Origin of the sequence: Hymenobacter sp. DG25B, from assembly GCF_000801315.1 — a bacterium.
Classification (GTDB): domain Bacteria; phylum Bacteroidota; class Bacteroidia; order Cytophagales; family Hymenobacteraceae; genus Hymenobacter.
The window spans coordinates 416,780-430,896 of sequence record NZ_CP010054.1; the positions used below are offsets into that span (position 1 = coordinate 416,780).

Sequence of the window (14,117 nt, forward strand, 5' to 3'; positions counted from 1 at the left end):
TAGTGCCGCCCTATTGCCTACCTTTATGCCTCAAACCTCCCAAAACCAAATCACCTCCCGCTATGAATACGCCCAGCCAAAGCCCCAGCAGCATCGACGAAAACGAAATTATCCTTGGCAATGGAATGGGCCCGCTGAAATTTGGCGCCAGCATGGACCAGGTGCGCGTGCTGATGGGCGAGCCCGAAGAAATTGAGGAGTCAGACGACGACGACGAGTTTGAGCACCAGGCCTGGAATTACCTGGACGAAGGCTACTCCCTGTACTTCGACCGCGAAGACGACTACCGCCTCAGCTGCATTGAAACCGATAACCCCGGTATGCGCCTTTTCGGGGAAGCCATTCATGGCAAAAGCCAGCAGGAAATACAGGCCCTGATGACGGCAAACGGCTTTGCCCACAGCGAAATAGAGAAGATGGATACCGGCGAAGTTCGCCTCTCCTACGAAAAGGAAATGATTGACCTTTACTTTGATGAGGACCAGCTGCAGTTCATCAACTTCGGGGTGTTTATCAATGAGGACCTGGAAGTGCAGTGGCCTTCCTAGGCTGAGTTTTCCACAAAAAGCCGTTTATTCAATGTGGATAAGTGGATAAGTGGCTAATTTACCGCACGTTTCGCGGGCCGGAATCCAGTATAATTCAATTGCCAGTGCAATAGTCCAGAATAGCCCGGCTAAGCCGGAAAATAAAAAAGCCACCCCGCAAGAGGTGGCTTTTTTGTGCTTATTCAAGAGCGGCGGTTACCTACATCAGCGCCCGGAACAGCAGGAACAGGCCCCCGAGAGGAACATGGTAACCGGCAGGGTAAGCACCCAGGCCAGGGCAATGTTGCGCACCATTTGCGGGTTCAGGTTTTTGATGCCGCGGTTGGCCACCATAGAGCCGGCAATGGCCGAAGACAACACGTGCGTAGTAGAAGCCGGCAGGCCCGCCCAGGTAGAAATACCAATCATGCCGGCGGCTACCAGCTCGGAGGAAGCGCCCTGCGCGTAGGTCAGGTGCTCCTTACCAATACGCTCGCCAATGGTTTTTACAATGCGCTGCCAGCCCACCATGGTGCCCACACCCAGGGACAAAGACACCATCAGGAGCACGCCCCAGGGCGCATAGTCCGTGAAGGAGCGCAGGTCCTTGATGCCCTCATTATAGATTTTGCGGTCGGCGGTGCTCATGCTCACTTTCTCGCTTTCCATAATCTTTTTGGCGCGGCTGTAAGTCAGCAGAATGGCTTTGCGGATGTGGAAGCGCTGCTCCTGGGGTATCTGCGAAACATCGGTTTTACCGAGGAAAATGCTGTCCAGCGTGGCGGTCTGCGCTTTCACTTCCGTCAGATTTTTGCGCTCCGCCGCGGCCAGCTCCCCGGGGTTTATTTTGTTGATAACCATTTCAACCCGCGTCAGCGACTCGCGCATATCCAGCGGGTTCTTGCTATGGTCGAGGGCAAAATAGGTGGGTACAATGCCAATGAGAATCAGCATAATCAGGCCCACGCCTTTCTGGCCGTCGTTGGAACCGTGGAAAAAGCTTACCAGAGTGCACGTCACCACCAGAATCAGGCGGATCCACAGGGGTGGGGGCTTGCGCTTGTGGGGCTCCTTAAAGATGGCCTTGTTGCGCACAAAGCGCTTCAGGATAAACATCAGAATGATGGTGAGCGTGAAGCCGAACAAGGGCCCGATGAGCAGGGCCAGGCCGGTTTCGCTGGCCTTGCTCCAGTTTACGGCCGCGCCGTTGGAGCCCGGCAGCAGGGAAAAGGCAATGCCCACGCCCAGAATAGAACCAATAAGCGCATGCGAGCTGGAGGCCGGAATGCCGTAGTACCAGGTGCCCACGTTCCAGAGAATGGCCGATAGAATAAGGGCGCCTACCATGGCTATGCCATGGTACACGTTCTGATCTACCAGACTTTCTACCGGCAGCAGGTACACAATGCCCATGGCCACGGCAATGCCGCCGGAGAATACGCCAATGAAATTCCAGAACGCCGACCACACCACCGCCACCCAGGGGCGCAGCGTGTTGGTGTAGATGACCGTAGCCACGGCATTGGCCGTATCATGAAAGCCATTTACAAATTCGAATGCGCAGGCTGCTACCAAGCAAAGTACCAGCAGTAGCAGCACATGAGGCTCTAAGCCAAACATAGAGGGGAGGATTGGTAAAAAAATCAATACGGCAAAGGTAGGCTTGTCGGAAACCGGGGCAATGTTATCAAATTGTTACTGACGACCCGCGCTGTTTGCGCTTAACGTAGGATTGCCGTTCATGTTCCGCGCGCAGGTTTGGCCCGGCGCTATGCTGTAACAAGCTAAAGCTTCTGCTACTTTTGCAGCTATGAGCAAGCAACCGCAGCAATCCGCCACTACCACCGAAGGCACGCTGGCCGACATTGTGGCCCACGCCAAGGAATACGGTTTCGTGTTTCCTTCTTCTGAAATCTACGACGGCCTGGCCGCCGTGTACGACTATGGCCCCAATGGCGTAGAGCTGAAAAATAACCTCAAGCAGCTCTGGTGGAAGGCCATGACGCAGCTCCACCAGAACGTGGTGGGTATTGATGCGGCCATCTTCATGCACCCGCTCACCTGGAAAGCCTCCGGCCATATTGATGGCTTCTCCGACCCCATGATTGACAACCTCGACAGCAAGAAGCGCTACCGCGCCGATGTGCTGCTCGAAGAAAAAGCCGCCGAGTACGAAAACGCCGGCGACAAAACCCGCGCCGACGCCCTGCTGGCCGAGATGGGCCGCCTGCTCACGGCCGAAGATCTGGCCGGCGTCAAGCAACTCATCCTCGACGAGAAGATTCTCTGCCCCGTCAGCAAAACCGGCAACTGGACTGATGTGCGCCAGTTCAACCTGATGTTCTCCACGCAGGTAGGCGCCGTGGCCGACGACTCCAGCAAGATCTACCTGCGCCCCGAAACGGCGCAGGGCATTTTCGTCAACTTCCTGAACGTGCAGAAATCGGCGCGGCAGAAGGTGCCGTTTGGCATTGCCCAGATTGGCAAAGCCTTCCGCAATGAGATTGTAGCCCGCCAGTTCATCTTCCGCATGCGGGAGTTTGAGCAGATGGAAATGCAATTCTTTGTGCGCCCTGGCACCGAAGGGGAGTGGTACAACGTGTGGAAGGAAACCCGCCGCCGTTGGCACGAGGCCCTGGGCCTGCCTGCCGACAAGCTCCGCTTCCACGACCACGACAAGCTGGCCCACTACGCCAAGGCTGCCGTGGACATTGAGTTCGAATTCCCCTTCGGCTTCAAGGAAATCGAAGGCATCCACTCCCGCTCCGACTTCGACCTGACCCAGCACCAGGCCCTCAGCCGCAAAAAGCAGAACTACTTCGATAACGACATCAACCCCGAAACCGGCAAGCCCTACGGCAACTATGTGCCCTACGTGGTAGAAACCTCCGTGGGCGCCGACCGTCTGTTCCTGGCCACGCTCTGCCAGGCGTTCCAGGAAGAAACCATTACCGAGGGCGAAGGCGAGGAGCAGAAAACCAAGACCCGCAAGCTCCTGCGCCTGCACCCGGCCGTGGCCCCGGTGAAAGCCGCTATTTTCCCGCTGGTGAAAAAGGACGGCCTGCCCGAAAAAGCCAACGAAATCTACAACAGCCTGCGCTTCGATTTCCGGGTAGTAGTGGAAGAAAAAGACAGCATTGGCACGCGCTATACCCGCCAGGACCTCATTGGCACGCCGTTCTGCATTGCTGTAGACCACCAGACGCTGGAAGACAACACCGTGACGGTCCGTCACCGCGACTCGCGGGAGCAGACGCGCATGCCTATTGCCGAGCTGCGCCGCTACATTAACGAGGCCGTAAGCTTCTCCCGCATTTTCGAGAAGCTGTAAGTCAACACTTCCTCTGTCATCCTGAACGCCGCGAAGCAGAGTGAAGGACCTTCCTCTCCTTGCTGATGCAGTTAAGTAAGTGTTCAAAGCCCTTTGCCGGTTGCGTGGCAAGGGGCTTTGTGCGTTGAAAGGCTGTTTTGGGTAAGATAGGAAGGTCCTTCGCTGGGCTCAGGATGTGACAGGTGGGATACCAGCAAAAAGCCCCCGGATGCATCATCCGGGGGCTTTTTGGTAAGTGGTAAACAGTGCAACAGGTATGATAAGTGCTAGTTGTCGCCGAGCCAGGCGGCGGCCTCCTTGCGGGAGGTGAAGTAGTTGAACTCTACGTTTTCGGGGGTGATGGTATTGCCGACGCCGGCGGAGTAGTTGCCAATCTGGTACTGGTACTGGCCTTCGGACAGCACGGCGGCAATAAAAATGGGCCGGTGGAAGGTATTGGGAATATTGCTGACCAAAGGACCCAGAATCTGGTCTTCCTCGTCAGACGGGGGCGCGTTGCGCTTCAGATCCAGCAAAAGCTTGCCCACGTTCTTGCCCAGCATCTCCTCCAGCGCCCGCTGGTACGCCAGCCCAAACGAAACCGATAAACGGGTTGCGTTATAGCTCAGGTACAGGGTTTCTGTAGCGTGATGATAGGTGAGAGACGCTTCTGGTGTTTGGTACAAAGTCATATAAGGGGAAAAGGCAGGCTTTGTTAAGTATAGTGCAATTAAAGTATTGTATAGAAAGCCGTTTGGCCGATTATTGTTTAATAAATCCATACAAAGTTGACGATATTTTTAGGAATATTTCGCGTATAAGTCCAAAAAAATTTGTCTCCTGCTGAAACGATTTTCGCCAACCTATCCGCGGGTTTATAGCGGCATTCCCTGATTCCGTACCTTTGCTCCATTTTAGCGGCCTATGTGGAGTAAACTCGCCTTATTCATCATCAAGAACCGGCGGCTTCTGGTCCTGCTCCTGGCCGCTATAACCGTGTTTATGGGCTGGCAGGCCCGCAAAGTCGAGATGACCTACGACTTTGCCCAGGTGGTGTCGCCCACCGACCCGGACATGGTGTATTTCCAGCGCTTCAAGCGCACGTTTGGCGAGGATGGCAACGTGCTGGTGCTGGGCATGCAGGACAGCTCGGTGTACCGGCTGGGCAACTTCAACGAGTTGCGCATCCTCACCGATACCCTGAATAAAGTAGAAGGTGTGAGCGGGGTGCTGAGCGTTACCAAGCTCCTGAGGCTGGCCAAAGACACCACCACGCAGAGCTTCCGGGCCAGCCCCATCTTCCGGCGCTTCCCCCAGACCCAAACGGAGCTGGACTCGCTGATGCGGGTGGTCAACCGCCAGGAGTTCTACAAAGGCCAGCTGATTTCGCCTACCACCGGCGCCACGCTGCTGGCCCTCACCATGGACCCCAAGTACCTGAACTCCTCCCGGCGGGAGTCGGTGATGAAGGAGATTCTGGGCCACGCCGAGCGGTTTCAGCAGAAAACCGGCATCCGGCTGCACTACGCCGGCCTGCCTTATGTGCGCGCCACCATGACCACCAAAGTGGCCGGCGAAATGAAGTTTTTCGTGGGCCTCACGGTGGTCATGATGGCCCTCACGCTGCTCATGTTCTTCCGCACGTGGTCGGCGGTGGTGTTTCCGCTGCTCATTGTACTGGTGGTGGTGGTCTGGTGTCTGGGCTCCATGGTACTGCTGGGCTACAAGATTAACCTGCTCACGGGCCTGATTCCCAGTATTATCATCGTCATCGGGATACCCAACTGCACCTACCTGCTCAGTCGCTACCACTACGACTATCGAAAATCCGGGAATCAGGTGCTGGCCATGACGCGCGTTATCCGCAAAATCGGGCTCGTCACGCTCATGAACAACACCACCACGGCTATTGGCTTTGTGGTGTTCTGCTTCACTAATATTGCCATTCTGTATCAGTTTGGGCTGGTGGCCACCATCAACATCTTCGCGGCCTTCATTGTCTCGTTTATTCTGATGCCCATTGTGTTTACCTACCTGCCGCCGCCCACGGCCAAGCAGCTGGAACACCTGGAAGCCAAGCCCCTGACCAAGCTGCTGGAGTTTTTCGATTACCTGGTGCTGGAGCGCCGCGGCACGGTATATCTGATAGCCGCTGCCCTGGTAACGCTCTCCGTTTTCGGTATTTCCAAGGTGAAATCGGTGTCCTACATGGTAGATGACCTGCCCAAGGATTCGTCCGTCAACTCCGACCTCAAGTTCTTCGAGCAGCACTTCAATGGCGTGATGCCCCTGGAAATTGTGGTGGATACCGGCAAGAAAAAGGGCATTCTGAAGCTGAAAAACTTGGAGAAGATAGACCGGCTGGAGCGGTTTCTGCGCACCCAACCCGTGCTCACCACGCCCGTCAGCATCGTGACGTTCCTGAAGGCCTCCACCCAGGCTTTCTACAACGACGACCCCCAGTACTACCGCCTGCCCGATAACTCGGAGAAGAACTTTATCCTGAGCTACCTGGCCCGCTCCCAGAAAAAGGGCGGCTCTATGGACAGCAAGCTACTGCGCTCCTTTATTGACTCCACGGGCCAGCAGGCCCGCATTTCGCTGAAAATTGCCGACATCGGCTCCCGCAACCTCGATACCCTGCTCACGCGCCAGATTCAGCCCCAGATCCGGCAAATCTTCAATGGCACGGGCATGGATGTGAAGATGACGGGCACCACCATGCTCTTCACCAAGGGCAACGATTATCTGATTGGTACCCTGAAGGAAAGCCTGATTCTGGCCTTTGTGCTGGTGGGTCTGGTGGTCATGATTCTGTTCCGCAGCATCCGGGCGGTGTTCTTCACCCTGCTGCCCAACCTGGTTACGCTGCTGCTCACGGGCGGCCTGATGGGCTATTTCGGCATTCCGCTGAAGCCCAGCACCGCGCTTATCTTCAGCATTGCGCTGGGTATTGATGGCGACAACTCCATTCACCTGCTGGCCAAGTTCCGGCAGGAGCTGGCCGTGAACGGTCGCCGCGTGCGCGCCGCCATCAGCACTACCCTCAGCGAAGCGGGCACCAGCATGATTTACACCAGCATTGTGCTGTTCCTGGGCTTTTCAGTGTTTGCCTTCTCCGAGTTTGGCGGCACCAAGGCCCTGGGCCTGCTGATGTCGGCCTCTTTGTTGATTACCAATTTCTCCAACCTGATTCTGCTGCCCGCGTTGCTGGTTACCTTCGAGCACGGCAAGGATGAAACCATTGATAACTCGCTGATTCAGCACTACGATGATTCGTACCTGGTAGAAGACGACGACCTGGAGCTAGACCTTGCCCGCATCACGGTTCAGCCGAAAGAAGCTTAAAAACAAAAAGCTGTCATCCTGAGCTTGCGAAGGACCTTATCACGACGGCACGACTCGCATATCAACGACTCGTTTCAGCGTGATAAGGTCCTTCGCAAGCTCAGGATGACAGAGTAGATACAGCCTAAGATCCCACAGATCATATGAACTACCCCGAATACAAGCAGCCGCTCAACTACGGCCAGGTCGGCACCGATATCCTGGCGTGGTGGAAGCAGAACGGCATCTTTGAGAAAAGCGTGAGCACCCGCGAAGGGCAGCCCACCTTCGTGTTTTACGAAGGTCCGCCTTCGGCCAACGGCGCCCCCGGTATTCACCACGTGATGGCGCGCACCGTGAAGGATATTTTCTGCCGCTATCAGACCTTGCTGGGCAAGCAGGTGCACCGCAAAGGCGGCTGGGACACCCACGGCCTGCCCATTGAGCTGCAGGTAGAAAAAGAGCTGGGCATCACGAAGGAGGATATCGGCAAGAAAATCAGCATTGAGGACTACAACCAGCGCTGCCGCGAAACCGTGATGCGCTTTAAAGCCCAGTGGGACGACCTCACCGAGAAAATGGGCTATTGGGTAGACCTCGATGACCCCTACATCACCTTCGAGCCGGAATACATTGAAAGCTGCTGGGCCCTGCTCAAAAAGCTCTACGACAAAGGCCTGCTCTACAAAGGCTACACCATTCAGCCCTATTCGCCGGCCGCCGGCACGGGCCTGTCCTCGCACGAGCTGAACCAGCCCGGCACCTACCGTGACGTGAAGGACACGACCATCGTGGCCCAGTTCAAGGTGAAACGCGACGAGAAATCGGAAAAACTGTTTGGCAATGTAAAGCTGGATGAAGTGCCCCTGGCGGCGCTGTATGGTGATGCCGCCTCGGAGCCCGAGGTGTATATCCTGGCTTGGACCACTACCCCCTGGACGTTGCCGGCCAACACCGGTCTGGCCGTGGGCAAGAACATTCCCTACGTGCTGATAAGCACCTTCAACCCCTATACCTACGCGCCCATTCGGGTAGTGCTGGCGGAGGCCTTGGTAGGGAAATATTTCACTGAGAAGGGCAAGGATGCATCATTTGAAGACTTCAAGCCCGGCGACAAAGTACTGCCCTGGCGCATCGAAAGCACCTTCAAAGGCGCTGACCTGGTCGGCATCAACTACGAGCGGCTATTCGGTCAAGACCAAGGGTATCCGGCTTTCGAAGGGGAGGAAAACGCCTTCCGCGTGATTCCCGGCGACTTTGTAACCACCGAGGACGGTACCGGCATTGTGCATATCTCGCCTACGTTTGGTGCCGATGACTTCCGGGTAGCGCAGCAGAACGATGTGCCGGCTTTGCTGTTGGCTGATGCTGACGGCAAGCTCACGCCCATTGTAGACCGTACCGGCCGCTACGTGCCCCAAATGGGCGAATTTGGCGGGCGTTGGGTAAAAAACTACGACGGCCACGACCAGTCCGGCGCCGACTACAAAACGCTGGACGAAAGCATTGCCATCCGCATGAAAGGCGACGGCACGGCTTTCAAAGTGGAGAAGTACGAGCATACCTACCCGCACTGCTGGCGCACCGATAAGCCCGTTCTCTACTACCCGCTTGACTCCTGGTTTATTAAGACCACGGCGGTGAAAGACCGGCTCATCGAGCTCAACAAAACTATCAACTGGAAACCCGAAAGCACCGGCACCGGCCGCTTCGGTAACTGGCTGGAAAACCTGGTGGACTGGAACCTGAGCCGCTCGCGCTACTGGGGCACGCCCCTGCCCATCTGGCGCACCCAGGATGGCTCGGAGGAAATCTGCATCGGCAGCATCGAGCAGCTCAATGCTGAAATCGAGAAGGCCGTAGCCGCCGAAGTCATGACCCACAACCCCTACAAAAAGGTGGATGATAACTGGGTGATGGCCGTTGGAGAACAATCAACCACCAAAAAAATCGACCTGCACCGGCCCTACGTGGATGATATTTTCCTCGTTTCGCCCTCTGGCTTGCCCATGTACCGCGAAACCGACCTCATTGACGTGTGGTTTGATAGCGGCGCCATGCCTTACGCCCAGTGGCACTACCCGCTGGAGAATAAGGAGAAGTTTGAGAAGAATTTCCCCGCTGATTTCATTGCCGAAGGCGTGGACCAGACCCGGGGCTGGTTCTTCACCCTGCACGCGCTGGCCGTGATGCTGGAGGACTCCGTGGCGTTCAAAAACGTAATGGCTAACGGCCTGGTGCTGGATAAAAACGGCAACAAGATGAGCAAGCGCCTCGGCAACGCCGTGGATCCGTTTGCCACCATCAGCCAGTACGGCCCCGATGCCACCCGCTGGTACATGATTGCCAACGCCCAGCCCTGGGACAACCTCAAGTTCGACCTGGCCGGCATTACGGAAGTGCAGCGCCGCTTCTTCGGCACGCTGTTCAACACCTACTCGTTCTATGCCCTCTACGCCAACCTCGACGGCTTCCAGGCCCGCGAGTTTGACCGGGTGCCGCACGCGGAATTAAGTGAGCTGGACCGCTGGATTCTCTCCAAGCTCCAGTCGCTCATCTTGGAAGTACGCGGCCACTACGACTCCTACGACCCCACCAAAGCCGCCCGTGCCATCCAGGATTTTGTTACCGATCAGCTCTCCAACTGGCACGTGCGCCTCTCGCGCCGCCGTTTCTGGAAGGGCGAGCTGACCCAGGACAAGCGCGCCGCCTATGAGACCCTGCAGGAATGCCTGGTAGTGGTGGCCCAACTCATGGCTCCCATTGCGCCCTTCTTCGCTGAATGGCTCTACAAGAACATGACGGACGCCATGCGCGAGGAAGCCGTAGCCAAAAACACGCCCCTGGCGCCCGAATCGGTGCACCTCACGCTGCTGGTGCAGGCCGATGAGTCGCGCATCGATAAGGCGCTGGAGGAAAGCATGGATTTAGCTCAACGTATCTCCTCGCTCACGCACTCTCTACGAAAGAAGTCCAGTATCAAGGTCCGTCAACCTTTGGCGCGGATTGCGGTACCAGTTTTGGAATCGGATTCTGAGACTCATAAGCTAATTGAGAGAGTAAGAGAGTTAATTCTGGCTGAAGTAAACGTAAAGGATATTGAGTATCCGTTTGGTTCTACCGACATATTCGTGAAGTCAGTAAAGCCCAATTTTAAAAGACTTGGTCAGCAATATGGTGCTAAACTGAAAGCAGTAGGTGCTCGAATCCAGCAAATGACTCAAGAGGAAATCAATGAACTTGATAAAACAGGTCAATTGAACGTTGAGGTCGATGGACAAGCAATTACACTTTCTAGTGAAGATGTAGAAATGCGTTTTGTTGATGTTTTTGGCTGGCTAGTAGCTTCTGATGGCCCGCTGACGGTGGCCCTGGATGTGACCCTGACCGACGAGCTGCGCCAGGAAGGCGTGGCCCGCGAGCTGGTGAACCGCCTGCAGAACCTGCGCAAAGACAGCGGCCTGGAAGTGCAGGACAAAATCCGCGTGACCCTGGGCCAGCAGCCCGAGCTGGAAGCCGCCGTGCAGTCGTTCGGCGACTACATCCGCGAGGAAGTGCAGGCCCTGGCCCTGAATTTCGCGGCTGATGTAAACGGCGGTTCCGTGCTGGAATTTGATGAGTATAAGGTGCCGGTACAGCTGGAAGTTGCAAACGGCTGAGGCTGAAGTGCCAACCGATTCTGTAAAAGGGCTGGTTGGCACACCGGCGCACAAAGCGTTTGGCGGCCCCGCGAAATCGGCTCAAAAGGGCATAAAACACCCAAAAAATATATACCAGAGGGCAGAAGAGAGGATGCACCGCTTCCCACCGGAAAGTCTAAAATTCTTTGTCACTTTGTACCTGGAGAGGGGAGAGGTTCCGATGCTGACACTACGTCAGGGCGCAGTCTCACTTCTCACTTCTAACCGCTCACTTCCCCAAGAATGAAGTACTGGAAATACTACCTGGTGGCACTGCTGGTCATCCTGATTGATCAGCTCTCGAAGTGGGCCGTGCACCGCTATATGCCCATGGGGATGCCCGGCGAAATTCCTCTGCTCGGCGACTGGTTTAAGCTGCACTACACGCTGAATCCGGGCATGGCTTTCGGAGTAGAGCTGCCGCCGCCCTACGGCAAAATCCTGCTCACCAGCTTCCGTTTGGTAGCCGTCACGGGCATTGCCTACTACATCTACAAGCTCTGGAAGCAGCACGCGCCTAATGGCTTTATTGTGTGCGTGGCCATGATTCTGGGCGGCGCCATCGGCAACGTCATCGACTCCATTTTCTACGGCGTTATCTACGACAATGCTCCCTTTGGCGCGCCTACGCCCTGGTTTCACGGGCAGGTGATAGATATGCTGTACGTGGATATCTACGAAGGCTTTCTGCCTATGTCCTGGCCACTGGTAGGAGGTTCGCACGTGTCGCTCTGGCCTATTTTCAACATTGCAGACGCCGCCATTTTTGTGGGCGTAATGCTGATTCTGGTGTTCCAGAACCGCTTTTTCGGGCATCATCAGCAAGCCCATCCGTTGGCCGCCGATGATGTAGCCGCCGCCCAGGCCCGCCACGACGCCGAAGCCTCCGAAGTAGCCTAACGTCACCCATTACCAGCCAAAACGGCCCGCCGGACTTGTTCCAGCGGGCCGTTTTGCGTGTAGATGATGCTTAGCGCGCTACAATCGTTCAGCACGTATCTTTACCTGCCTCACTTGCGAAGCTTTGCTTCGTGCTACCTGCCCTCCGTGTCTCAGCCCATTCTCTCCGTTCGTAACCTCACTATTGACTTCGCCAGCCACCGCGGCAACACGCGGGCCGTGGATAGTATCTCGTTTGAGCTGAAAAGGGGCGAAACGCTGGCTATTGTGGGCGAGTCGGGCTCGGGCAAATCGGTGACGTCTTTGGCTTTGATGGGGCTGATTCCGCTGCCGCCCGGCCGTATTACTACCGGCGAAGCCTGGTTTCAGTCGGAAGCGCTGGGGAAGGTGGACCTGCTAAAGCTGACCGATAAAGAGTTGCAGCAGGTGCGCGGCAACGACATCAGCATGATTTTTCAGGAGCCGATGACCTCCCTGAACCCCGTGTATACCTGCGGTAGCCAGGTGGTAGAGGCCCTGCGCCTCCACACTAAGCTCAACGAAAAAGAAGCCGAAGCCCGCACCGTGGAGCTGTTCACCATGGCCCAACTGCCCCGCCCGGAAAAGATCTTCAAAAGCTACCCCCACGAAATCAGCGGCGGCCAGAAGCAGCGCGTGATGATTGCCATGGCCATGGCCTGCAACCCCGCCATCCTCATTGCCGACGAGCCCACCACGGCCCTGGACGTAACCGTGCAGGCGCGCATGCTCCGCCTCATCGACGACCTGCGCCGGGAGCACAACACCGCCGTCATCTTCATTACCCATGACCTGGGCGTGGTAGCCGAAATTGCGGACCGGATTCTGGTGATGTATCGTGGCCGCGTGGTGGAGCAGGGAGCCGTGCTGGACATCTTCACCAACCCCCAGCACCCCTACACCAAAGGGTTGCTGGCCTGCCGGCCAAAATTATCGGTAGGCCGAAAAAGATTACCCGTTGTAGCCGATTTTATGCAGGAAACGGCCGATGGAAGCTTCATTACGACTGAAACTGCCTCAGTGCAACTGCCTATTGCTGAAACAGGTGAATCCTCTTACAACGGCGCTGAAACCACCAAAACGTTTCCCGTGGAACATTCCGTTTCACGCCCAAATGAGCCTGTTTTCGGCCTGGAAACGGCTCCTACTGCTGAATCCGGCCTGCCATTGCCCGCTGAGGCAGCCGGCGTTCCGATGGTAACAGAGCCGCAAGATATTCCCGCCAACCGCCCCGTAAGTCAGCCACCTAAAGTGGAGGTAGAGGACGTTTCAGAGCAGCCTCAATCTGGCCTTGCCGCCAACCCCGCAGCTCCAAAACCGAAGCCCTTGCTGCAGGTAGAAAATCTGAATGTGCACTTTCCCATCCGGAAGGGTTTCCTGCGCCGCAAGACGGAATACGTACGGGCCGTGGACGGGGTGAGCTTTGATATTTACCCCGGCGAAACAGTGGGTCTGGTAGGGGAGTCGGGCTGCGGCAAAACTACTCTGGGGCGCACCCTGCTGCGGCTGGTGGAACCAACCTCGGGCAGCATGCTGTTCGAAGGGGTTGATCTGGCTAAGCTGCCGGCGGGTGAGCTGCGCCGCCGGCGCCGGGAGTTTCAGATGGTGTTTCAGGACCCGTACGCGGCCCTGAACCCGATGATGACAATTGGCGAAGCCATTCTGGAGCCCATGCGCGTGCACAGCGTGGGCGGCACCCGGCAGCAACAGAAGGCCCGGGTGCTGGAGCTGCTGCGCACGGTGGGCCTGAAGGAGGAGCATTACCTGCGCTACCCGCATGAGTTCAGCGGCGGCCAGCGCCAGCGCATCTGCATTGCCCGGGCCCTGGCCCTGCAACCCAAATGCATCATCTGCGACGAAGCCGTATCTGCCCTCGACGTATCGGTGCAGGCGCAGGTGCTCAACCTGCTCAACGACCTGAAACGGGAGTTCGGCATTACCTACCTGTTCATCACCCATGACCTGTCGGTGGCCCGCTTCATGAGCGACCGGATCCTGGTGATGCGCCAGGGGCAGATTGTGGAAAGCGGCCCCGCGGCCGAGGTCTACGCCAACCCCCAGCACGAGTATACCCGCCAGCTGCTGGCTGCCATTCCCAAAGATGAGCCGGCCGATATCCGCGCCGCCGTCGCCAGCCGGGCGTAGGAGGGAAGCAGGCCGGAAGTCCTGTCAACTTTGTTTCAACTGTCATCCTGAGCAAAGCGAAGGACCTTCTCACGGCTAGACGACAAGCGTAACAACGACTCGTACTACCGTGAGAAGGTCCTTCGCTTTGCTCAGGATGACAGTGCTTATTGAGACTAGTAGAACATCCTTAACCCAACCATAACCTCGCATTTTCGGCGAGAAATAGTT

General features: G+C 56.6%; 8 protein-coding genes. 6 read left to right on the forward strand and 2 right to left on the reverse strand.

The genetic code is table 11. The features are described from left to right. The first annotated feature begins 62 nt into the window (after positions 1 to 62). Positions 63 to 548: a hypothetical protein gene (locus tag PK28_RS01855; protein WP_044510823.1), complete on the forward strand. Its 486-nt coding sequence runs from the start codon at positions 63 to 65 to the stop codon at positions 546 to 548. 204 nt (positions 549 to 752) lie between these two features. Here PK28_RS01855 and PK28_RS01860 read toward each other — a convergent pair whose 3' ends face one another. Continuing rightward, complete coding sequence (locus tag PK28_RS01860) at positions 753 to 2,147, reverse strand: inorganic phosphate transporter (protein WP_316931955.1); 1,395 nt, start codon at positions 2,145 to 2,147, stop codon at positions 753 to 755. Between the two features lie 190 nt (positions 2,148 to 2,337). Here PK28_RS01860 and PK28_RS01865 point away from each other — a divergent pair, with 190 nt between their 5' ends. Continuing rightward, positions 2,338 to 3,858, forward strand: coding sequence for a glycine--tRNA ligase (locus tag PK28_RS01865; protein WP_044510826.1), 1,521 nt, complete (start codon positions 2,338 to 2,340; stop codon positions 3,856 to 3,858). 266 nt (positions 3,859 to 4,124) lie between these two features. Here PK28_RS01865 and PK28_RS01870 read toward each other — a convergent pair whose 3' ends face one another. Then, entirely contained in the window at positions 4,125 to 4,529 is a 405-nt protein-coding gene (locus PK28_RS01870; protein WP_044510829.1) for a hypothetical protein, read from the reverse strand. 232 nt (positions 4,530 to 4,761) lie between these two features. On the opposite strand from PK28_RS01870, the gene PK28_RS01875 reads away from it, so the two are divergent. From PK28_RS01875 to PK28_RS01895, 4 genes are all read left to right on the forward strand, one after another. Beyond that, positions 4,762 to 7,185 carry an efflux RND transporter permease subunit gene (locus PK28_RS01875; RefSeq protein ID WP_044510831.1) on the forward strand — a complete coding sequence of 808 codons (2,424 nt, stop codon included), beginning with the start codon at positions 4,762 to 4,764 and terminating at the stop codon, positions 7,183 to 7,185. A 143-nt stretch (positions 7,186 to 7,328) separates the two neighbouring features. Further along, positions 7,329 to 10,823, forward strand: coding sequence for an isoleucine--tRNA ligase (ileS, locus tag PK28_RS01880; RefSeq protein ID WP_044510834.1), 3,495 nt, complete (start codon positions 7,329 to 7,331; stop codon positions 10,821 to 10,823). A gap of 264 nt (positions 10,824 to 11,087) precedes the next feature. Continuing rightward, positions 11,088 to 11,744, forward strand: a complete 657-nt coding sequence (locus PK28_RS01890; RefSeq protein WP_044510839.1) for a lipoprotein signal peptidase — start codon at positions 11,088 to 11,090, stop codon at positions 11,742 to 11,744. Between the two features lie 147 nt (positions 11,745 to 11,891). After that, positions 11,892 to 13,907: an ABC transporter ATP-binding protein gene (locus PK28_RS01895; RefSeq protein WP_048826237.1), complete on the forward strand. Its 2,016-nt coding sequence runs from the start codon at positions 11,892 to 11,894 to the stop codon at positions 13,905 to 13,907. The last annotated feature ends 210 nt before the right edge of the window (positions 13,908 to 14,117 follow it).